Origin of the sequence: Bradyrhizobium sp. 215_C5_N1_1 (assembly GCF_052075935.1) — a bacterium.
GTDB lineage: Bacteria > Pseudomonadota > Alphaproteobacteria > Rhizobiales > Xanthobacteraceae > Bradyrhizobium > Bradyrhizobium barranii.
Window position 1 is genome coordinate 6,793,502 of record NZ_CP197228.1, and the last position, 20,509, is coordinate 6,814,010.

At 64.9% G+C, this 20,509-nt stretch carries 24 protein-coding genes and 1 riboswitch; of the genes, 10 read left to right on the plus strand and 14 right to left on the minus strand.

Features of this window, described 5'->3' with window-relative positions; translation table 11 throughout:
• Positions 1 to 26 precede the first annotated feature (26 nt).
• The 5 genes from AB7G19_RS32525 to AB7G19_RS32545 are packed head-to-tail and all read right to left on the minus strand — an operon-like array spanning position 27 to position 4,963.
• Positions 27 to 878 carry an ABC transporter permease gene (locus tag AB7G19_RS32525; protein ID WP_166353707.1) on the minus strand — a complete coding sequence of 284 codons (852 nt, stop codon included), beginning with the start codon at positions 876 to 878 and terminating at the stop codon, positions 27 to 29.
• Positions 879 to 880: 2 nt separating this feature from the next.
• Complete coding sequence (locus AB7G19_RS32530; RefSeq protein WP_085401279.1) at positions 881 to 1,729, minus strand: ABC transporter ATP-binding protein; 849 nt, start codon at positions 1,727 to 1,729, stop codon at positions 881 to 883.
• On the minus strand, positions 1,726 to 2,772 hold the full coding sequence (locus AB7G19_RS32535; RefSeq protein ID WP_085401280.1) for an ABC transporter substrate-binding protein: 1,047 nt from the start codon (positions 2,770 to 2,772) through the stop codon (positions 1,726 to 1,728). The genes AB7G19_RS32530 and AB7G19_RS32535 overlap by 4 nt, the downstream gene beginning before the upstream one ends.
• Before the next feature lie 38 nt (positions 2,773 to 2,810).
• A complete protein-coding gene (locus AB7G19_RS32540; protein ID WP_085401281.1) occupies positions 2,811 to 4,031 on the minus strand; it encodes a CaiB/BaiF CoA transferase family protein in 1,221 nt (406 codons plus the stop codon).
• Positions 4,028 to 4,963 (minus strand): hydroxymethylglutaryl-CoA lyase, encoded by a 936-nt coding sequence (locus tag AB7G19_RS32545; RefSeq protein WP_244623380.1) that lies wholly within the window; start codon positions 4,961 to 4,963, stop codon positions 4,028 to 4,030. The genes AB7G19_RS32540 and AB7G19_RS32545 overlap by 4 nt, the downstream gene beginning before the upstream one ends.
• 170 nt (positions 4,964 to 5,133) lie before the next feature.
• On the opposite strand from AB7G19_RS32545, the gene AB7G19_RS32550 reads away from it, so the two are divergent.
• Positions 5,134 to 5,964, plus strand: a complete 831-nt coding sequence (locus AB7G19_RS32550) for a GntR family transcriptional regulator (RefSeq protein WP_071917648.1) — start codon at positions 5,134 to 5,136, stop codon at positions 5,962 to 5,964.
• Between the two features lie 48 nt (positions 5,965 to 6,012).
• On the opposite strand, the gene AB7G19_RS32555 is transcribed toward AB7G19_RS32550, so the two are convergent.
• The gene (locus AB7G19_RS32555; protein WP_085401282.1) at positions 6,013 to 6,615 is read right to left on the minus strand and encodes a hypothetical protein; all 603 of its coding nucleotides are present in this window, start codon (positions 6,613 to 6,615) and stop codon (positions 6,013 to 6,015) included.
• A 255-nt stretch (positions 6,616 to 6,870) separates the two neighbouring features.
• On the opposite strand from AB7G19_RS32555, the gene AB7G19_RS32560 reads away from it, so the two are divergent.
• Entirely contained in the window at positions 6,871 to 7,929 is a 1,059-nt protein-coding gene (locus AB7G19_RS32560; protein ID WP_085401328.1) for a class I SAM-dependent methyltransferase, read from the plus strand.
• Between the two features lie 30 nt (positions 7,930 to 7,959).
• Here the strand turns inward: AB7G19_RS32560 and AB7G19_RS32565 are convergent, their stop codons facing one another.
• Positions 7,960 to 8,343 (minus strand): bleomycin resistance protein, encoded by a 384-nt coding sequence (locus tag AB7G19_RS32565; protein WP_085401283.1) that lies wholly within the window; start codon positions 8,341 to 8,343, stop codon positions 7,960 to 7,962.
• Between the two features lie 208 nt (positions 8,344 to 8,551).
• Here AB7G19_RS32565 and AB7G19_RS32570 point away from each other — a divergent pair, with 208 nt between their 5' ends.
• Positions 8,552 to 9,325 carry an enoyl-CoA hydratase/isomerase family protein gene (locus tag AB7G19_RS32570; RefSeq protein ID WP_085401329.1) on the plus strand — a complete coding sequence of 258 codons (774 nt, stop codon included), beginning with the start codon at positions 8,552 to 8,554 and terminating at the stop codon, positions 9,323 to 9,325.
• 32 nt (positions 9,326 to 9,357) lie between these two features.
• Here the strand turns inward: AB7G19_RS32570 and AB7G19_RS32575 are convergent, their stop codons facing one another.
• Together AB7G19_RS32575 and AB7G19_RS32580 are read right to left on the minus strand one after the other, a co-directional pair.
• A complete protein-coding gene (locus AB7G19_RS32575) occupies positions 9,358 to 9,990 on the minus strand; it encodes a hypothetical protein (protein ID WP_071916058.1) in 633 nt (210 codons plus the stop codon).
• A 180-nt stretch (positions 9,991 to 10,170) separates the two neighbouring features.
• Positions 10,171 to 11,034 (minus strand): DUF1194 domain-containing protein, encoded by an 864-nt coding sequence (locus AB7G19_RS32580; RefSeq protein WP_063984919.1) that lies wholly within the window; start codon positions 11,032 to 11,034, stop codon positions 10,171 to 10,173.
• A 263-nt stretch (positions 11,035 to 11,297) separates the two neighbouring features.
• Positions 11,298 to 11,375, plus strand: a riboswitch (Fluoride riboswitch).
• A 53-nt stretch (positions 11,376 to 11,428) separates the two neighbouring features.
• Between AB7G19_RS32580 and AB7G19_RS32585 the strand changes: the two genes are divergently transcribed.
• The 5 genes from AB7G19_RS32585 to clpS are packed head-to-tail and all read left to right on the plus strand — an operon-like array spanning position 11,429 to position 14,211.
• On the plus strand, positions 11,429 to 12,676 hold the full coding sequence (locus tag AB7G19_RS32585; RefSeq protein WP_244623381.1) for an MFS transporter: 1,248 nt from the start codon (positions 11,429 to 11,431) through the stop codon (positions 12,674 to 12,676).
• Positions 12,651 to 13,085, plus strand: coding sequence for a fluoride efflux transporter CrcB (crcB, locus tag AB7G19_RS32590; RefSeq protein ID WP_085401285.1), 435 nt, complete (start codon positions 12,651 to 12,653; stop codon positions 13,083 to 13,085). Before AB7G19_RS32585 ends, crcB (AB7G19_RS32590) begins: the two co-directional genes overlap by 26 nt.
• A gap of 6 nt (positions 13,086 to 13,091) precedes the next feature.
• Positions 13,092 to 13,520, plus strand: coding sequence for a fluoride efflux transporter CrcB (gene crcB, locus AB7G19_RS32595; RefSeq protein WP_085401286.1), 429 nt, complete (start codon positions 13,092 to 13,094; stop codon positions 13,518 to 13,520).
• 2 nt (positions 13,521 to 13,522) lie between these two features.
• Complete coding sequence (locus AB7G19_RS32600) at positions 13,523 to 13,864, plus strand: DUF190 domain-containing protein (protein ID WP_085401287.1); 342 nt, start codon at positions 13,523 to 13,525, stop codon at positions 13,862 to 13,864.
• Positions 13,865 to 13,905: 41 nt separating this feature from the next.
• Positions 13,906 to 14,211 carry an ATP-dependent Clp protease adapter ClpS gene (gene clpS / locus AB7G19_RS32605; protein ID WP_014497217.1) on the plus strand — a complete coding sequence of 102 codons (306 nt, stop codon included), beginning with the start codon at positions 13,906 to 13,908 and terminating at the stop codon, positions 14,209 to 14,211.
• 54 nt (positions 14,212 to 14,265) lie between these two features.
• Here the strand turns inward: clpS and AB7G19_RS32610 are convergent, their stop codons facing one another.
• The 5 genes from AB7G19_RS32610 to fabI form a co-directional block, all read right to left on the minus strand.
• A complete protein-coding gene (locus tag AB7G19_RS32610) occupies positions 14,266 to 14,664 on the minus strand; it encodes a hypothetical protein (RefSeq protein WP_085401288.1) in 399 nt (132 codons plus the stop codon).
• A gap of 40 nt (positions 14,665 to 14,704) precedes the next feature.
• Entirely contained in the window at positions 14,705 to 15,895 is a 1,191-nt protein-coding gene (locus tag AB7G19_RS32615) for an adenylate/guanylate cyclase domain-containing protein (protein WP_085401289.1), read from the minus strand.
• Positions 15,896 to 15,965: 70 nt separating this feature from the next.
• A complete protein-coding gene (gene aroC, locus AB7G19_RS32620) occupies positions 15,966 to 17,054 on the minus strand; it encodes a chorismate synthase (protein ID WP_071916063.1) in 1,089 nt (362 codons plus the stop codon).
• An 89-nt stretch (positions 17,055 to 17,143) separates the two neighbouring features.
• Complete coding sequence (locus tag AB7G19_RS32625; protein WP_028148204.1) at positions 17,144 to 17,743, minus strand: histidine phosphatase family protein; 600 nt, start codon at positions 17,741 to 17,743, stop codon at positions 17,144 to 17,146.
• Between the two features lie 14 nt (positions 17,744 to 17,757).
• A complete protein-coding gene (gene fabI, locus AB7G19_RS32630) occupies positions 17,758 to 18,585 on the minus strand; it encodes an enoyl-ACP reductase FabI (protein WP_085401290.1) in 828 nt (275 codons plus the stop codon).
• Positions 18,586 to 18,756: 171 nt separating this feature from the next.
• Here fabI and AB7G19_RS32635 point away from each other — a divergent pair, with 171 nt between their 5' ends.
• Positions 18,757 to 19,245, plus strand: coding sequence for a sigma-70 family RNA polymerase sigma factor (locus AB7G19_RS32635; protein ID WP_014497222.1), 489 nt, complete (start codon positions 18,757 to 18,759; stop codon positions 19,243 to 19,245).
• A gap of 106 nt (positions 19,246 to 19,351) precedes the next feature.
• Positions 19,352 to 20,122 carry an anti-sigma factor family protein gene (locus AB7G19_RS32640; RefSeq protein ID WP_085401291.1) on the plus strand — a complete coding sequence of 257 codons (771 nt, stop codon included), beginning with the start codon at positions 19,352 to 19,354 and terminating at the stop codon, positions 20,120 to 20,122.
• Positions 20,123 to 20,509: the final 387 nt, after the last annotated feature.

Genomic DNA, 20,509 nt, shown 5'->3' on the forward strand with positions numbered 1-20,509 from the left:
CTCACCGTCCGAACCCTTCCAGACTGCTATGCCGACGGTTCGAATTGCGGCTGCCATCGCAGCAAGTAGGACTGCAGCGAGCGCACCGCGATCGCCAACAGGATTCCGACGAACATCATGACGAAGATGGCGACCATCATCTCGCTGGCATTGGCGCGCGCCTCGGCTTCGATGATGAGCTTGCCGAGCCCGCGCTCGGCGCCGATGAACTCACCAACGATGACGCCGATCAGCGCAAAAGACACCGCCGGCAACAGCGACGCGAACACCCAGGCCAGTGCGGAAGGGATCACGACCGTGCGCAGCACGATGAATTCGCTGGCGCCGAGCAGACGGGCAGCGGCGATCTGGTCGCGGTCGACCGCACGCGTTCCCTCGAAGGTGTTGAAGAACACCACGAAGAACACGACGAGCCAGGCAGTGGCGATCTTGGAGAGATCGCCGAGGCCGAAGATCAGGATGACGAGCGGTACCAGCGCGATGCGCGGTATCGAGTTGAGCGCCACGACATAGGGCCCGAACACGCGGGCCAGGAAGTCCGAACGGCCGAGGACCAGGCCGGCCGCGATTCCGCTCGCGGACCCGAAAAGAAAACCCCACCAGGTGTTCTTCAGCGTGACGAGCGTGGCGAGCCACAGATTGTTGTCGTTGCCGTTGATGCAGGCGGCGAAGCCGGCGGGATCGGCAAAGCAGCCGAGCCGCAGGAAGCTCTGCCAGATCAACGACGGCTTGGCGACGAAATACGGATCGAGGATTTTCGGCACATAGGCCTTCGGCAACAGCGCCTTGCTCCATTCGAAGCCCCACTGCCAGACGACGAGAACCACCACGAGAATGGCCACTTGCCAGAACAGGACGGCGCTACGGCTGTTGGACATGATCATTCGGCCCTGGTGCGGCGGAATTCTTCGCCGAGGGAATGCCAGATGTGAGAGTAGAGGCGGCCGAATTCGGCGGTCTCGCGGACGTCCACGGGATCGCGCGGCCGCGGGATCGCGACGTCGAAATCTTCCTTGAGCCTCCCGGGCCGCGCCGAGAGCAGGATGATGCGGCTCGCCAAGGTCAAGGCCTCGCCGAGATCGTGGGTCACGAACAGCACGGTCTGCCGCTCGCGTTCCCATATCTCCAGCAGCGTCTTGTGCATCTCGAGCTTGGTGTGGGTGTCGAGCGCGCCGAACGGCTCGTCCATCAGCAGGATCTCGGGCTCCATGATCAGCGTGCGCATCAAGGCGACGCGCTGGCGCATGCCGCCGGACAGCGTGCTGGGGAAGCTTTGTGCAAAGCTGGAGAGCCCGGCCTTCTCGACGGCCGAAGCGACGCGCCCGGCGCGCTCGGTCCTTCGCAGCCCCGCGATCTCCAGCCCATAGCCGATGTTCTGCTCCACGGTTCGCCAGGGAAACAGTGTGTCGCGCTGGAAGACATAGCCGACCCTGGGGTTGACCTTACCGGTCTCAACCATGTCCTCATCGATCAGGATGCGTCCGCCTGAGCGCGGCAATAGCCCCGCGACCATGTTGAGAATGGTGCTCTTGCCGCAGCCGGACGGACCGAGCAGCGCGACGAACTCGCCCTGCTTGACCTCGAAGGAAACGTCATCGACCGCCACGAACTCGCGGCCCGACGCGTTGAAGCGCTTGGCGAGACCTCGCACCGCGATGCGGGTTCGCGTCTCCGCTCTCTCAACCTCGTCTCGCGCGAGCGCGAATCCCGGGCTTGGCGCGGCGATCATTTGTATTTCGCTCTGGCCGCCTGGAGGAAGCTCATGTCGACGACATCCTCGTATTTCGTCTCGGGAATATCCGTTCCCTTGCGGTACCAGGGCTTGGCTCCGCGTTCGAACGAGGACTTGTCGATGACGCCGTCATAGGCCCAGGTCGATTTGTCGAAGCCGAGCTCGGCGCTGACCGCATCGGGGTCGATGCCCGAGAAATATTTCGGCGTGACCAGTGCCTGCACGTCCGCGAGCGGCGTCGCCTTCACGAAAGCCATCGCGCGGTGGATCGCATTCACATAGGCCTGCACCGTCGCCTTGTCCTGCTCGATCGTGTCCTGGAGCGTGTAGATCACCAGCACGGGCAGCGTTCCGCCGAAATCCTTCTCGAATACGCCGGGCTTGGAGGTGTCGTAGATCGTCCTGCCAAAGCCCTTCTTCTCGACCTCGACGATCCAGCTTGGCGGCGCCATGATTGCGTCGAACTGCTTGGTCTGCAGCGACGGAAACATCGTGTTGGGCCCGCCGCCGGCGACCCAGTTCACCCTGTCGCCGAGCCCGCGCGTTTCGAACACATAGGTGCCGAACACCCAGGTGCCCGACCCGATCGCGGTGGCCGCGACGATCGGCTTGGCGCCGTCAGGCCGTTTGTGCTCCGCGAGCTTCTCGACCGAATTGATACCGCCGTCGTAAAGGTCCTGCCGGACCACGATGTTGGCGTAGGAGCACACCATCTCCGTCGCGAGCAGGATCTTGCAGGGCTTGCCGCGCGCACTGAGCTGGAGCGGGTGGCTGGCATCGCCATGCGCGAACACGGCTTGTCCCGCCGCCAGCGTCTGACGGCCGAACGTGCCGGCGTTACCGGTGACGAGCTTGGAGTCGAGACCTTCGTCCCTGAAGTAACCCTTCAGCTCGGCAATCATGCCGATGGCGTAGACCGGCGACACCGGCCCGAAGGCGAGCGATACCTGCTTGGTCTCGGCGCGGAGCTGCCCGGGCAGCATCGACGCGCCGGCCAATGTGGAGCCCGCGATCAGCGCCTGGCGCCTGGTGATGTTCATGTGCTCCTCCGTTGATTCTTGTTTGATCGATCCGTTCGTCAGGACGGCCCAGGCGCGATCCGAATGGTTCCTGCCTTTCGCAGCGTTTCGATTTCGCTCGACGAAACGCCGATCTCACCCAGGATCTCGCGCGTCTGCTCGCCGATCTGCGGCGGATCGTAGCGGTTGGGCAGCCGGCGGCCGTCCATGGAGATCGGCAACAGCGGCGTTTTTGCCTCGCCGCCGTCAGGCAGGTGAATGTTGGTCAGCCCGCCCGACTGGTTCAGATGCGGGTCGTCGAAGAGATCGCCGGGCTTGTTCACCGGCGCGTAGGGCAGATCGAGCTGCTCGAGGCGCGCCGCGAGATCGGCCTTGTCCCATTGCTTGAAGATCTTCGCGATCTCCGGAATCAGCCAGCCGCGATGGTCGACGCGGTCGTTGCTCGTCGCAAAGCGCGGATCGGCAAGCCAGGATTCGCGATCGAAGGCGCGGCAGAACGCCTCCCACTGCTCTTCACCGACGATGGTGACGAACAGCTTCGAGCCGTCCCTGGTGTCGAAGAGATCGTAGACCGGCCAGGGGCTGTCCTTGATCGAATAGGGGATCGAGGGCTGGCCGCTGACCACCTCGCACATCATGGCCTGCGCCATCAGGAACACGTTGTTCTCGTAGAGCGCGCTCTGGATGTAGCGACCGCGGCCGGTGCGCTGCCGCTCGGCCAGCGCAGCCTGGATCGCGATCACGCCGAACATGCCACCCATGATGTCGTTGACCGAGGCGCCGGCGCGCATCGGCCGGTCCGGCAGGCCCGTCATGTAGGCAAGGCCGCCCATCATCTGCACGACCTCGTCGAGCGCGAGGCGATTCTCGTAGGGGCCGGGCAAATAGCCTTTGAGCGAGCAGTAGATCAGGCGTGGCGCAAAAGCGGCAACCGACTCGTAGTCGAGACCGATCCGCTTCAGCAGGCCGGGTCGGAAATTCTCGATCAGGACGTCGCTGCTCTCGATCAGCCGCCGCGCGATGGTCTGGCCTTCCGCGGTCGACGTATCCAGCGCGATGCTGCGCTTGTTGCGGCTGTAGGTGGCGAAGAAGCCGGCAGCCGGTCCCTTGAAGTAGCGGGTGCGGTCGCCCTTGGGCGGCTCGACCTTGATCACGTCGGCGCCGAGATCGGCGAGGATCAAGCCGCAGCTCGGCCCCATCACCATCTGGCTGAACTCGATGACCCGAAGGCCGGCGAGCGGACGGAGCTCCGTTGCCGCCTCGGGCGCCGCCGCCGTCATGCCGCCCTCCGCAGCACCTTGGGAATTCCGGCCTCGTGCAGGTGCCCGGTCAGATGTTTTGCCGGGATATGGCGGGCCAGAATCTCGCGCGTCTGCATCAGGCGATCGAGGTCGATGCCGGTCGAAAGTCCCATGCGTTCCAGCATGAACACGAGATCCTCGGTGACGATGTTGCCACGGGCACCAGGCGCGAACGGACAGCCGCCAAGTCCTGATACCGCGGCGTCGAAACGCCGGATCCCGGCGTCGAGGCCGGCGACGGCATTGGCGAGGCCAGCACCGAGCGTGTCGTGCAGATGCAGCCGCAGCGTCATCTGCAATCCGACTTCACGCCTGACGGCTTCGACGATCTGCCTGACCAGTTTCGGGGTGGCGTAGCCGACGGTGTCGGCGAGCCCGATCTCGTCGGCACCGGCCTCGGCAAAGGCGCGCGCGACCCGGCACACCGCCGCTTCGCTCACCTCGCCCTCCAGCGAGCAGCCGAAGGAGGTGGCGATCGCGCCCATCAGGTGCGGCCGCCGGCCCGCCGGAGAGGCGTCGATCGCGGCGCGGACCGCGCGAAACCCGTCGAGCTGCTCTTCGATCGAGCGGCGCACATTGGCGCGGTTGTGCGTCTCGCTGGCGGAGATGACGAAGTAGACGGCGTCGACACCGGCGGCGATGGCGCGCTCGGCGCCCTTCACGTTCGGCACAAGTGCACCGATGGTCGCGGTCCTGTGCGCGAGCGCGTGCGCCATCACCGCATCGACATCGGCGAATTGCGGCACGACCTTCGGCGGCACGAAGGATCCCGCGTCGATCTCGCGCATGCCGGCGGCGGCGATCGTATCAATCAGCGCGCATTTGGCTTCGGTGGGAACGAACACGTCCAGGTTTTGCAGTCCATCGCGGGGGCCGACCTCGCAAATCAGGACATCCGGCGCATGAGCCATCAGGCTCTCCCTGGGTTCGATTGTATATTATTGCGTAAAAGAACAATCCGTGGGACAATCTGTCAAGCTCAAAATCCGCGTGCACTGCAATGACCGCCTCCGACAATTCCCGACCGCCCGCTTCAAGCAAAGGCGGTTCCGAGCGCGCTGAGCACCTCGCCGGGCTGATCATGGCGCTCGCCCGACGCGAAGGCATGAAGGCTGGCGATCGCTTGATCGAACAGCGGCTTGCCGATGCGCTCGATCTTTCACGCGCGCCGATCCGGCTCGGCCTCAAGGCTCTGGAAGCGGCAGGGCTCGCGCGCGGCGAGCCACATCGCGGGTTCGTGCTGGCCAAGCATCCGACCAGCGGCGCAGCCCAGCCAGCCCTCGCGGCGGTCAGGCGCAGCGAACAGGTTTATACGTCCATCGCAGGCGACGTGCTCGCAAGCCGACTGCCGGCTGACGTCACCGAGGCGGAGCTGATGCGCCGCTATGGCCTCAGCCGGGCCGAGTTGCAGCGGCTGCTTGACCGGATCGCTGCCGAGGGCTGGATTGCACGCCTGCCGGGCTATGGCTGGCGCTTCGCGGAGACGGTCTCGAACCCCGAAGCTCACGCCAAGGCCATGGCGTTTCGCGCGGTGATCGAACCTGCGGCAATCGCCCAGCCCGGCTTTGCGCTGCCGCAGGAGGTGATTGCACGCTTGCGCGAGCGCCAGCTGCGCGTGTTCGAAGGCGAGCTCGAGAAGATGACGATCGGCGAGGTCTTTCTTTCCGGTTGCGAATTCCATGAGGAGATCATTCGCGGCGCCGGCAATCCCTTCTTTCTTGAATCGCTCCGGCGCGTGAATTCAATCAGACGCCTGTTCGCCTATCGCAGCTTCGCCGACCGCGACGGTATGCGGCGGCACGTGCGCGAGCATTTGCGCCTGCTCGAGGTTCTGGAAACGCGGCGTTACGCCGAGGCGGCAGAGCTGATGGCGAAGCACCTGCAACGCCCGCTGGTGGCCGGCTTGTCGTAGGCCAACGCGGCCGCGGTCAAGCGGGCGGCGAAACGGACGTGTGAGCGCTCAACGCCGCAAGCCGCCCAACGCCGGTGACTCGCCGGGCAGCATTGACGAATTGATGTCGCTGTCCATGCGTCCCGATTGCTGCTGGGTGAAACCGGCGCCGAACGACAGGCTGAGGTTGGGGGTCGGCTTGAACTCGACACCCGCGAAAGCGCCGTAGCCGGGCGAGGCGCCGGAGGTGAGCGGGGCGAGCGAGCTGCCGATGCCGCCATTGTATTTCAGCGTGTCGAACCCGGCAAAGAACGTGACGGGCATGCCGCCCGCGGTCTTGTAGTTGTAACCGAACTGCGTGCCATCGTAGGAGAGCGCGCTGAAATTGCCGGCCGGCGCAGGCTGGCTGAGTCCGCCCAGGCCTAGGTTGCCGCGTTCGCTTCCGACGAAGAAACCGGGACGAAAATCATAGCCCGCGTTGGCATCGCCACCCTTGAAGCTCGGAAAATTGCCGTAGCCATCGGAGCTCTGGCCGGCGCTGCCGCCAAAGCCGAAAGGCCCGCCCGGGATCCAATATTGCAGCGGCGCGACTTGCGCATGAGCCGGCGCTCCGCCGAGGCAGAGCACCACGAAGAGAGTTGCGAGACCGCAGGAACGTGCAAGGCTGAACATTCAGGTGACCGTCAAAAAAGTGCGGAAATTATACGCCGGGGACCACGCGAATACCAGTGACGCGATGCCGGTGGTCGCGCCATCGAGTTCCAAAATTACGTTATCCCGACGTGTTGAACCTCCTGCGCGACGGATTGACCCACATAGAGGACGCGCGAACGCGAGCCGTCGCCTCGATCCTGATCGGCCGGGGCAGTCCGGCAAGACGCAATTGCGCAGACCTTTGAAAATGCCAGACACAACATGGAGGCTGTCATGGAGGTCGATTCCGACAGGTTGAATGCCTTTATGGGCAAGATGATCACCGAGGTCGGTGCGGCGATGAACGCATCGCTGGTCCTGCTGGGCGACAAGCTCGGCCTCTACCGCGCCCTCGCCGCCAAGGGACCCATGAACTCTGCCGAACTCGCAAGCGCCACCGGAACGAACGAACGCTACGTCCGCGAGTGGCTGGCGAGCCAGGCGGCTTCTGGTTACGTCGAATACGACTCCACTTCCGGCAAGTTCTCGATGCTGCCGGAGCAGGCGTTGGCGCTCGCCGATGAGGACAGCCCGGTCTTCCTCGGCGCGGTCGGCAATGTCATTGCCGCGGCGTTCCTCGACGAGCCGAAAATTACGGACGCATTCAAGTCCGGCAAGGGCGTCGGCTGGAATCGTCGCAGCGAGTGCCTGTTCTGCGGCACCGCCCGGTTCTTCCGCACCGGCTACATGCATCATCTGGTGCAGGAGTGGCTGCCCGCGCTCGAAGGCGTCGTAGACAAGCTGAAGCGCGGCGCCAAGGTCGCCGATGTCGGCTGCGGGCACGGCGTCTCGACCCGGCTGATGGCGGAGGCCTTCCCGAACTCCCGCTTCTACGGCTTCGACTATCACGAGGGCTCGATCGCGGCCGCACGAAAGGCGGCCACTGAGGCGAAGCTGGGCGATCGTGTCAGCTTCGCGGTTCACTCGGCGAAGACCTATCCGGCCGAGGGCTACGATCTCGTCTGCTTCTTCGATTGCCTGCACGACATGGGCGATCCCGTCGGCGCCATCAGCCACGTGCGCGAGACCATGGCCAAGGACGGCACCTGCATGCTGGTCGAGCCGTTCGCAGGCGACCGCCTCGAAGACAATCTCAATCCTGTCGGGCGGGTCTACTATGCGGCATCGACCATGATCTGCACGCCGGCCTCGCTCGATCAGGAGGTCGGCCTCGCGCTCGGCGCTCAAGCCGGCGAGGCAAGGCTGCGCAAGGTCGCCAGCGAAGGCGGCCTGTCGCGCTTCCGCCGCGCCGCCGAAACACCCTTCAACCTGATCCTGGAGGCCCGGATCTGATGCAACGGCGGACGCGCGCGGCCGGCGATGTCAGGCCGCGTCGTCCGTTCCCATACCGAACGTGAGCTGATTGCCGTCGGCGTCGACGACGTCGAAATCGCGCATACGATAGTCGCGGTCCTCCGGCCGGTTGAGCAGCCTGGCACCGCGTCCCGATAGTTCGGCATAGACCTGATCGACGTCCCTGACGAAGATGCAGATGCCGCCGTGCCCGGGCAACCGCTTCGTTACCCCCGCCGCAAGCAGATGCAGGCCGACCTCGTCGCGGCAGAGGCAGGCGTAGGACGGAGGCTGACCGTATTCGAAGGTGACCTCGAAGCCGAGCACATCGCGGTAATAGGCGAGGCTGGCTGTGATGTCGGACACGACGAAGACGGTGGCGGAGCCGGCCATCATCGGGTGTTCGTCGGTCATTGGTCCCTCCATCCGGCAAGCAATCTCATGCACGCAGTCTAACATGCGCGCTGGAGGTCTTGCACGGCCCAAGCCGCACCGTAAGCTGTCGCCGAACAAGGCGGAAGCGCCGAACGACAGCGTCCCGCCGCTGCCGCCGCTCGACGCGAAATAACCGCGCCACCACCGCGATCGATGCCGCACGTTTCCCGAAAGCATGGAGAACCCGGTGACATCTGACAATCCAGTCGCCTACGAACGCGCAGGCAACATCGCCCGCATCACGCTGCGCCGCCCGCCTGTCAATGCACTGAGCCTCGAAGTCATCCGTGCGGTGGTCGCGGCCCTGCGTCGCGCGGCGAACGATCCGGAAGCACGCGTTGTCGTGCTGGCGAGCGCGATCGCCAAGCGCTTTTCGGCCGGCCTCGACCTCGACATCCTGCTGGGGAAATCCGGCGCCGAGATCCGCGAATTCCTCCAGGCGCTCTATATCGACCTTTACGACGCCCAGTATGGGCTCGGAAAGCCATCGATCGCCGCGGTCGGAGGCGCGGCGCGCGGCGGCGGCATGACCATGGCGGTGTCCTGCGACGTGGTGCTGGCAACCGAGAGCGCGACGTTCGGCTATCCCGAGATCGACGTCGGCGTCATTCCCGCGATCCACTACGCGCATCTGCCGCGCATCGTCGGACGTCATCGCGCTTTCGAGCTGCTGTTCACCGGCCGCGTCTTCACCGCCGCGGAGGCGCGCGAGCTCGGCGTGGTGAACCGCGTCGTTGCCGATGCCGAGCTCGACGCCGAGGTGATCAAGCTCGCGGCGCAATTCGCCGGCAAGTCGGCCGCCGTGCTGCGGATGGGCCGCGCCGCCTTCATGCGCCAGATCGATCTCGACTACCGGCGCAGCATCGCAAGTGCAGTGGACGATTTCTGCAATGTCGCGACGTCGGACGAAGCGCAGGAGGGTTTGAGGGCGTTCGTGGAGAAGCGGGCGCCGAAATGGTGAGGGGGCCGCCGGCCGCCCAGGGAGGCTGACGTTCAGGCCGTCCTGTCCACCGAGGACGACGAATCCGCAGGCGGATATTTCGTCACCGGCACAGTGAAGGATTTGGAGCCGACCTGATAGATGATCTTGCCGTTTTGTCCGTTGTCGGTCGATATCTGCGACTGCCCGAACATGATGACGTTCCTGTAGACGTAGCCGGTGCCCTGGCGGGTGATACCGTCGGTGGTGACGCTGACCGTCGCCTCCTTGCCGTTGATGGCCAGCACGCGAAAGCTCGCGCTCTTGCCGATGTCGGCGGAATAGCCGCCCCAGCTTCCCATGAGGATGCTGTCGGAACCTGCCGGCGCCTGTTTCTGCAAAGTCGCGCTCTGCTTGCCAACGCCCGAGGAGAACAGGAGCACCAGGTTCTTGCCGTCCTTGGTGCCGACCGTGACGTTGCCGTAGCTTATCGTTGCACCATTGACCTCGCCGATACCGCGCTCGGTGTGCCCGTTATGGGTGTACTCGATCTGGGCCCTGGCCCCGCGGATGTTCACGACCTTGAAGCCGACGGCCTGGTTGTTGCCTGCCCAATTGCCCTTCCAGTCACCCACCAGACTGCTCTGGTGATACACCCGCTCGTTGGCGGGCGAAATCTGGCTGGTGCTCGATGTGACGATGGCCATTGGATTGCTCGGCGGATTTGTCTGACAGACCCGCTTCTGTTCGCGCGCCGGACGGCGAAGTCAGAACTTTATCCGGAAACAACCGGAAGCAGGCCGATTAGGGCCACGCAGCAGTTAACGCGTGGTTAAATTCGACCGCGGGCGGGACAGGGCAAAAGGTCTCATTCGGGGTGGTGCGGATCAGCGCCCCCAGCGGTCCGACCAGATCTTCTCGCCGATCAAGCAGCTGACCCGTGGCTCCTTGTCGGCAACGCGCCTCACGGGGCGCTCCGGCATGCGGCCCGCGACCTCCATCAGGAGCTTGGTGCGGATCGCTTCCTTGAACTTGTCGCGATCCTTGATCGTGATGACGAAGGAGCCGGGACCGCCGATGACGCAGTCCTCGTAATAGTAGTCGAGATTGTCGATATCCATGGTCGAATAGGACGGCTCCTTGACCATGATCGGCAGGCCGTTGATGACGATGCCCTTCTCGAGCGCGGCGTCGCGCGCCGCCGTGACCGGGCCGCCATTGTTGTTGGGGCCGTCACCGGAAATGTCGATCACGCGGCGCAAGCCGCGATAGGGATCCTCGTCGAACAACGGCATCGCGAACGTGATCGCCCCGGAGATCGAGGTGCGCGAGGCGCGCCGGATCGGCGTCTTCAAGATCTCGGCGGCGACCGCGTCCGCCGTCTCCGGTCCGTCGACCAGCCGCCACGGGATGATGATCTTCTGATCGCTGGAAGCGGCCCATTCGAAGTAAGTCACCGCGATCCGGCCATTCGGCCCGAGCTTCAGCGCCTGGAGGAATTCCTTCGACTGGATCGCCTGCGCATAGCCTTCGCGCTGGATCGCGAGTTCATCCATGTCCATGGAGTAGGAGACGTCGACCGCGAGGACCAGCTCGACATCGACCGTCTGCGCGTCCCGATCGGCCGCTAGCCGTTGTGGCGAACTCTTGCTCGGTTCAAATTTGGGCCCTGGTGCCGCGATGCCCGCGACATCCCCTCCGGCGAGTACGCCGGCCACCAGCACAGCCCCGATCGAGAACAGCATGCGCATCGCAGTCTCCCGTCGTATGACGCGATGGTGACATGCAATCGCCTTGCCGCAAAGTCCGAAGATCGCTTGCGCTTCACATTCCAGTTAGGAATTCGCGAGTTGGGAATGCGCACGTCACGCAAAGCTGCCGCCGTGTTGCCGCGCTTGCGCCACGGGGACATGCGCGATCGCTCACGCCATCATTCCGGAGCGTCCAGCAGCATCGAGCCGAAGACAGACGTTCCCCGCCCACTTGTCCGGTGCGATTTCCATGCTAGGTTGGATGTACAGATGGGGATGGAGTCCCCCGACAACCGCCCGTCGGCCTGTGACCGTAGTGGGCTGATGACTCCTGCTCGAGGAGGGGCAATCTCAAAAGCCTCGGCCTTTGGCGGGAGCATGGACAAACCCGCCGATGGCGGGTTTTTTGTTGCCTGAAGGCGAAGGTCAGGGCGTGACGACGACGACACCGAATGCTGCGCGTGCGGGGCTGCCCAGGGGGATCTGGGTGCTCGGCTTCGTCTCGATGCTGATGGACGTCTCCTCCGAGATGATCCACGCGCTGCTGCCGGTCTATCTCGTCACTGTGCTCGGGGCCTCCACGCTGACGGTCGGCTTCATCGAGGGCATTGCGGAGGCGACCGCCTCGATCACGAAGATCTTCTCCGGCGCATTGTCCGACTGGCTCGGCCGGCGCAAGCTCCTCGCGGCGCTCGGCTACGGCCTAGCCGCGCTGACAAAACCGCTGTTCCCGCTTGCCCCCAGCGTCGGTTGGCTGATTGCCGCGCGCTTCATCGACCGCGTCGGCAAGGGTATTCGCGGCGCACCGCGCGATGCGCTGATCGCCGATATCGCACCTGCGGGTCTGCGCGGCGCGAGCTTCGGCCTGCGGCAGTCGCTCGACACCATCGGCGCATTCGTCGGACCGCTCGTGGCGATCGGCCTGATGTGGTGGACGGCAGATAATTTTGCCCTTGTCTTCTGGGTGGCGGTGCTGCCGGCCTTCCTGTCTTTCGGCCTGATCGCATTCGCGGTGAGCGAGCCGGAGCCGGACCCAAGCCGGGAGACTACGAAGAATCCGCTGAACACCTCCGCCATGCGGCAGCTCGGATCCGTGTACTGGCGCGTCGTCTCGGTCGGCGTGGTGTTCACGCTCGCGCGTTTCAGCGAGGCCTTCTTGATCCTGCGCGCGCAGAACATCGGTCTCTCGGCGATGTGGGTGCCGGCGGTGCTGGTGCTGATGAACGTGGTCTATGCGCTGTCGGCCTATCCCGCCGGCGTGCTGTCGGACCGGATCAACCGGACCGGCCTGCTCGCGCTCGGCCTCGTCTTCCTCGCGGCCGCCGACCTCGCGCTCGCGCTGCTGCCTAGCCTCGCGGGCCTCGCGCTCGGCGTCGTGCTGTGGGGGCTGCACATGGGATTGACCCAAGGCCTGCTGTCGGCCCTCGTCGCCGACGCCGCGCCGCCGAGCCTGCGCGGCACCGCATTCGGCTATTTCAACCTGTTCACCGGACTGGCCTTGCTGGCAGCAAGCGTGATCGCCGGCGCGCTGTGGGATGCCTACGGTCCGGCAGGCACGTTTTTGGCCGGGCTCGGCTTCGCGCTGGTCGCGCTCGCAGGGCTGCTCGCCGTCGGCAATGGTCTGGCAGCGGAGGACAAATGATGATGGAGGGGCGTTCGTCGTGTTGAGCGGAGTGATCGCAATCGTGATCGGCAGCGTTCTCGGCGGCTGCGCGCGCTATTTCGTCTCGGGCGCGATCGCGCGGCGGCTGGGCGAGACCTTTCCCTGGGGCACCATGACCATCAACATCACCGGCGCCTTCCTGATCGGCATTTTCGGCGCGCTGGCAACCCATCCCGGCTCGATCTTCGCCTCCCCCAATCCCTGGCTGTTCGCGGTGACCGGGTTCCTCGGCTGCTACACCACGGTATCCTCGTTCAGCCTGCAAACGCTGACCTTGGCGCGCAACGGCGAGCCGATGCATGCGCTCGGCAATGTCGCGCTCTCGGTCGGGCTTTGCCTTGCCGCCGTCAGTTTCGGCTTTGTCCTCGCTGACGGTCTTGGAGGCTAGAGGCGGATGACCGTTCCCTCCTCCACCGACCGCTGGCGCAGCACGATGCTCTATGCCTGGGTTTCCTTCGGCAGCGTCCTTGGCGGCCTCGCGCGCTACTTCGTCTCCCTCGTGCTCGACACCGGCCCGGGCTTCCCCGTCGCGACGCTGTTCATCAATGCCACGGGATCGCTCATCATCGGCTTCTACGCAACGCTGACCGGCCCCGACGGCCGCATGCTGGCGCGGCCCGAGCACCGGCAATTCGTCATGACCGGGTTTTGCGGCGGCTACACCACCTTCTCGGCCTTCAGCCTGGAGACCTTCCGCCTGTTCCACGGCGGCATGAAATACACGGCACTCGCCTATATCGCGGCATCCGTCATCTGCTGGCTGGTCTCCGTGTGGCTCGGCCATATGATGGCAAGCCGCTACAACCGCTTGACGAGGAGCTGACCATGCAAATCCCCAATCAGGCTGTTTCGCTCCGGATCTTCATCGGCGAGAGCGACCATTTCGACGGCAAGCCGCTTTACGAAGCGATCGTGATGACGGCGCGCGAGCGGCATCTCGCGGGCGCCACCGTGCTGCGCGGCCCGATGGGGTTCGGCAAGTCGAGCCGGCTACACACCTCGAAGATCCTACGGCTGTCGGAAGACCTGCCGCTGCTGATCGAGATCGTCGACAGCGAGGACAGCATCAACGCATTCCTGCCCATCCTGGATGGCATGATGTCGAGCGGCCTGATCACCTTGGAGAAGGTGCAGGTCCTACAATATGGTGAGAGGACCGCACACTGAGCACCGCGGCTGAACCGAGCCCGCCGTTTCCGGGAGGCGGAATGAACGACACCGTTACCAAGCCTAAAACCAGGACGAAGACCAAGGTCGAGCGGCCCAAGCTGCACAAGGTCATCCTGATCAACGACGACTTCACGCCACGCGAATTCGTCACGATGATCCTCAAGGCCGAGTTCCGCATGACCGAGGATCAGGCCTACAAGGTCATGATCACCGCGCACAAGCTGGGCGCCTGCGTGGTCGCCGTGTTCACCAGGGACGTCGCCGAAACCAAGGCCACCCGCGCCACCGACGCCGGCCGCGCCAAGGGCTATCCGCTGCTGTTCACGACGGAGCCCGAGGAATAGGGCTTCGCTGCTCGCGAGCCACGCCTGAGGCTGCTGTGATGATCTGGTCGCAAGCTACTTCAACCTGGCAAAGACCTTGCTGAACTCCGGAAGCTGCAGCCTCCGCTTCTCCTCCAGGTATTCAGATTCAGTGAAGGGGCCGCTCACGAAAACCCGCACCGCAACGTCCCATTCGTTTGCTTTTCGCGAGATGTAGTAAAACTCCGTGACGGAGCGGTCCGGTCGCTTTCCCGATGTCCATGGATGGCGAGCGAACACGATGTACTGGGCGTTCGCGCCGGCCTGAAAGACCGTAGGCTCCGGGAGGCCGTCGCCAACGCAAGTTCCATCCGTGCCGACGGAGCGGCAAAGCGTCATGTCGTCATCCGTGTCGACGGCGACGAGACGATAGGGACCGTCAATCGCGTCGTCCTGAACGAACCCGCAGGCTGCCAGAAACAGGAAGAGTGCCAAGCATACCCATCGTCTCACATGCGGGATCATGCATCGACTTTCAGGCCATCACCACCGGCGTCTCTTCGGCAAGCCCATACACGCGCTGCGCCTTGGAAAATCCCGCGATCGGAAATTCGCCGAGCTCGCGCCAGTCATGGCGGCAGGCGTTCGCGAAGACTTCCGAGACCACGACGGTCCGCCCCAGCCGGCCCGTGATCTTCTCCAGCCTTGCCGCGAGATTGACGGCGGGGCCGATGCAGGTGAAGTCGAGCCGGTTGCCGCCGCCGATATTGCCGTAGAGGATGTTGCCGACGTGCAGCGCGACGCCGAAGCGGAAGCGCTCGACGATGTCGCCGACCGGGAAAGCGAGCGCCTCGACGCTGGCGCGGGATTCGCGCGCGGCCTCCAGCACGCGGGTGCAGACATGGGCGGCATCGCCGACATATTCGTCGATCGGGAACACCGCGAGCAGGCCGTCGCCCATGAATTTCAGCACCTCGCCGCCATGGCCCCGGATCGCGGTGACCTGGCAGTCGAAATACTGGTTGAGGATCTCGACCACGGTCTCGGCCGGCAGCCGGTCCGACAGCGCAGTGAACCCGCGCAGATCCGAGAGCCAGATCGCGGCCTGCATGGTGTCGTTGTGGCCGCGGCGGATCTGGCCGCCGAGGATGCGCGCGCCGGCACGGTTGCCGACATAGGTGTCGAGCAGCATCTCGGCGGTGCGGCGCAGGCTGATGATCTCGCTGACGCGCGCAAGCGGTGCCCCGAGGGTCCGGATCGCCGCGATGTCGTCGTCGCTGAAGCCGCCGGGCTGCCGCGTGACCCAGCTCGTCGCATGGATCGAGCCGTCGAGATAGTGCATCGGCATCGCGAGGTAGTCGGTCACGCCTTCGGCGCGCATGTCGTCGAGGAACGGAAACCGCTTGCTGTCCGGATCGTCCATCCGTCCCCGGACCTCCAGCCCCTCCTCGAACACGATCCGGAGCGGGCTCCGGGCGAACTCGGGCGTCTCCAGGATCTCGAAATCGACGGTGCCGATCTCGACCTTCTGGCCCTGCCGCCAGATGAAGTTGCGGCCGAAGATTTCCGGATGCAGCGTGCGAATGAAGATGCCGAACCGCGACAGCGGCAGGCCGGCCGCGACCAGATGCTCGCAGACCTCGGCGATCATCTCGGAAGGGGTCCCGGACGACCTCGCACCGTCGATCAGCCAGTTGGTGATGCGCTGGATCTCGGAGTTTTGCATGTCCGCATTTGCGGACGAAGTTGTGGGGACGTCAAGCTGCGCGGTGGGCTAGTACCGCGACACGAATGCCCTACCGGCCGACCTGCCCGCGATCCCGAATGAAATGATCGGCGAGCACGCAGGCCATCATCGCCTCGCCGACGGGCACGGCGCGGATGCCGACGCAGGGGTCGTGGCGGCCCTTGGTGAAGATCTCGGTGTCGGCGCCCTTGCGATCGACAGTGAGGCGCGGCTGGAGGATCGACGAGGTCGGCTTCACCGCGAAGCGCACCACCACCGGCTGTCCGGTGGAGATGCCGCCCAGAACGCCGCCGGCATGGTTGGAGAGGAAGCGCGTGCCATCATTGCCTGTGCGCATCTCGTCGGCGTTCTCTTCGCCGGTGAGCTCCGCCGCGCCAAAGCCGGCGCCGATCTCGACGCCCTTCACCGCGTTGATGGTCATCATCGCGCCCGCGAGATCAGAATCGAGTTTTGCGTAGATCGGGGCACCAAGGCCTGCCGGCACGCCTTCGGCGACGACCTCGATCACCGCGCCGATCGACGAGCCGCTCTTGCGGATGCCGTCGAGATAGGTCTCGAAGAACGCGGCCTTGTCCTTGTCCGGACAGAAGAACGGATTTTTCGCAATCTCGTCCCAGTCCCATTTGTCGCGGTCGATCTTGTGCGGGCCGATTTGCACCAGCGCGCCGCGGACCTTGACGTCGGGCAGCACCTTTCGCGCGATCGCACCCGCAGCGACGCGCATTGCCGTCTCGCGCGCCGAGGAGCGGCCGCCACCGCGATAGTCGCGCAGGCCGTATTTGGCCTCGTAGGTGAAGTCGGCGTGGCCGGGACGAAACTTGTCCTTGATCTCGGAATAGTCCTTCGAGCGCTGATCGGTGTTCTCGATCAGCAGGCCGATCGGGGTGCCCGTCGTCACCTGCACGCCGGTCTCCGGATGCGCCATCACGCCGGACAGGATTTTGACCTGGTCCGGCTCCTGGCGCTGGGTGGTGAAGCGCGATTGGCCGGGCCGGCGGCGGTCGAGATCCTGCTGGATATCGGCCTCGGTGAGCGGGATCATGGGCGGACAGCCGTCGACCACGCAACCGATCGCTACCCCATGGCTCTCGCCGAAGGTGGTGACGCGGAACATGTGGCCGAAAGTGTTGAAGGACATCGCTGCTCGCTGGGTCGGGTCCGGCGTGTGGTAACGCGCGGGGGGCCGGGGGTCAAACCCATAGCCACCGTGGATGACGGCGAACCGGCCTAACTAAACTTCTCCAGCCGCCCGTCGCGGAAGACGTAGACGGCGCCCTGCTCGATATAGAGCTCGGCGGCGCTGGCCGGCGTCTCAAGGCCGAGCGAAACCATCAGGGCCCGGCAAGTCCCGCCATGGGCGACCGCAACGGTATCGGTCCGGAGCTCGTCGTACCAGGCCCGCACGCGGACCTGCACATCGGCGTAGGTCTCCCCGTCCGCGGGGCCGACCGTCCATTTGTCGGCGAGGCGCCGGGCGTAGACGTCCGGATCGGCCGCCTCGCTCTCGGCCAGCGTCAGCCCTTCCCAGCTGCCGTAGCCGATCTCGCGCAGGCGATCGTCGAGCGCGTAGTCGGCCTGCGGCAGTTCGAGCTTGCCGCGCGCGAGTTCCATGGTCTGGCGTGCACGCCCGAGCGGGCTCGACACATAGGGTAACGCCGCCTTGTCCTTGCCGTCGCGCTTGAAAAGATCCGCCAGCACGCCGCCGGCCTGCACGGCCTGACCGCGTCCACGCGCGTTCAGCGGAACGTCCTTGGTGCCCTGAAGCCTCCCGAGCGCGTTCCACTCGGTCTCACCGTGGCGAAGATAATAGATCGTGGGCACGGGCATTCCAGATTTATAAGCTAGTCCTTGCCGCCGAACGAGATGTCCGGCGCGTCCGGGCGCTTCATGCCGAGCACGTGATAGCCGGAATCGACGTGATGCACCTCGCCGGTGACGCCGCGCGCGAGATCGGAGAGGAAATACAGCGCGCTGCCGCCGACGTCTTCGATCGAGACGTTGCGCCGCATTGGCGCGTTGTTCTCGTTCCACTTCAGGATATAGCGGAAGTCGCCGATGCCGGATGCCGCGAGCGTCTTGATCGGGCCGGCCGAGATCGCGTTGACGCGGATGTTCTTCTCGCCGAGATCGGCCGCGAGATAGCGCACGCTGGCCTCCAGCGCAGCCTTCGCCACGCCCATCACGTTGTAGTGCGGCATCCACTTCTCGGCGCCGTAATAGCTGAGCGTGATGAGCGAGCCGCCATCGGTCATCAGCTTCTCGGCGCGCTGCGCCACGGCGGTGAACGAGTAGCAGGAGATCAGCATCGACTTGGAGAAATTCTCCGGCGTGGTGTCGACGTAGCGGCCATCAAGCTGCTCGCCATAGGCGATCGCGTGCACCAGGAAGTCGATCTTGCCCCACTTCTCCTTCAGCACTGCGAAGGCGGCGTCGATGGTGGCAGCATCGGTGACGTCGCAATGGCCGAGCACGAGACCGCCGATCTCGGCGGCGAGCGGCTCGACGCGCTTCTTGAGCGCATCGCCCTGATAGGTGAAGGCAAGCTCGGCGCCGGCTGCGTGGCATGCCTTGGCGATGCCCCAGGCGATCGAGCGGTTGTTGGCAAGGCCGAGGATCACCCCGCGCTTGCCTTGCATCAGTCCCTGTATCAGACCTGAATCCTGCGACATTTTTGAGCGTCCCGTCGAGCTCTCGTTGAGGTCTGGAGGTACACCAGCCCTCCTTCGCGGTACAGTCCTAATACGCGGCGTTAACGCTGTTTCAAGCGCCGGAATAGCCGTTCCGTTCGGGTGTTATGATGATTGAGGCGCTCGCGCCGGACACCAGGACGTCAAGACGGCATGAGTGCGTTTCGCCAGAGTGTGGAAGCCATGATCCCGGCGTTGCGCCGCTACGCCCGCGCGCTCACGCGCGATGCGGATGCGGCCGACGACCTGGTGCAGGATACGCTGGTGCGGGCGCTGCGTTCGGAGCGCCTGTTCCTCGGAGGCGATGTCAGGAGCTGGCTCTATACGATCCTGACCAACCTCAACAAGAACCGGCGGCGCTCGCTGGCAAGGCGCCCGCAATTCACGCAGCTGACGGAGAACAATCCGGATGCCAGCGGGACCGAGGCCGAAGGGCGCGACATCGAGAAGGCGCTGGCGACGCTGGTCGAGGAGCAGCGCTCGGTGCTTCTGCTGGTGATGCTGGAGGGCATGAGCTACCGCGAGGTCGCCGACATCCAGGGCGTGCCGATCGGCACCGTGATGTCGCGCCTGGCGCGGGCGAGAGCCCACGTTAAAGCATCGCTGGAAGGTGAGCGCCCGGCGCTCAAGCGGGTGAAGTGATGGCAGTGTTGATGCATCGCGCGGGTCGCTTCGCCTGCATGGAGCGGGAAGCAGCGCAGTTGAACCGCGAAAGACATTTTGGGCCGCAGAGCCAGAGACGATCGATATGAACGACCATAATATTCCCATTACCGAAGACGAGCTGCACGCCTATGTCGACGGCGAGCTGCCGGCCGAGCGCCGCGCCGACGTCGAGGCCTGGCTTGCCGCACACCCTGACGATGCCGGACGCGTGCAGTCCTGGCGCGCCATGGCCGAGATGCTGCACGCGCGTTACGACTCTGTCGTCCAGGAGCCGGTGCCGGCCCGGCTGGAGCTCGAGCGGCTGGAGCGCCGTCCCCGGCAATGGTTCTATGGCGCCGCGGCGGCTGTGCTGGTCGCCTTCGTGGCCGGCGGCACCGCCGGCTGGGTGGCGCACGGCGCCGCCAACGCCCCCTCGACCTTCCAGAGCTTTACAGCGGACGCGCTCGACGCCCACCGCCTCTATGTCGTCGAGGTTCGCCACCCGGTCGAGGTCGGCGGCAACGAGCGAGACCATCTCCAGGCCTGGCTGACCAGGCGCTGCGGCTGGACCGTGTTCGCGCCGAACCTGGAGGCGAGCGGGTTGAAGCTCGTCGGCGGCCGGCTCTTGCCGGGGCCGAACGGTCCGGCGTCGTTCCTGATGTATGAGGGCGCCTCGGGCGAGCGGTACACGATCTACACCGCCAAGACCGAGACCGGCGCGACTCAGATGCGCTACGCCAAAGCCGACAAGGACGGCGCACTGTTCTGGGCCGAGCGCGGCGTCGGCTACGTCGTCAGCGGCGGCAGCGATCGCGATCGCCTGACCAAGGTCGCGCAGGCGGTCTACGACCAAGCCGAGAAAAACGGTACCTGAGCAACCGCTTGAAGGCGGTGCCTCGATTCCGACATTGAAAATTTGGAATCAAGACATGGGTGCGTCTCATTATCGCACCGGATGCTCACGAGAAAATGAGTAGCGTTCGATCCGCCGATCGACGCGGGCGGCCTCGATTGGGGTTTTTGGTACCGCGCTGGTCCCCCTCTCGAGGCCGCACCTATTATCGACTGCCCCGCCGGACAGCCGACACGTCGAACCACATGGGCCGAGAGGCGCTCTCACGCCTCAGGCATATGACGAGCATCATCTGTCGAGAGATGCTCTGGACTTCTGGGAGAACCCCCTTCAGTTGCGACTTCGCCCTAAAGCGCGATGGCTCACGCTTCAGCAGTTTTCTCTGCGCATGATCTTTTCGGAAAGCCG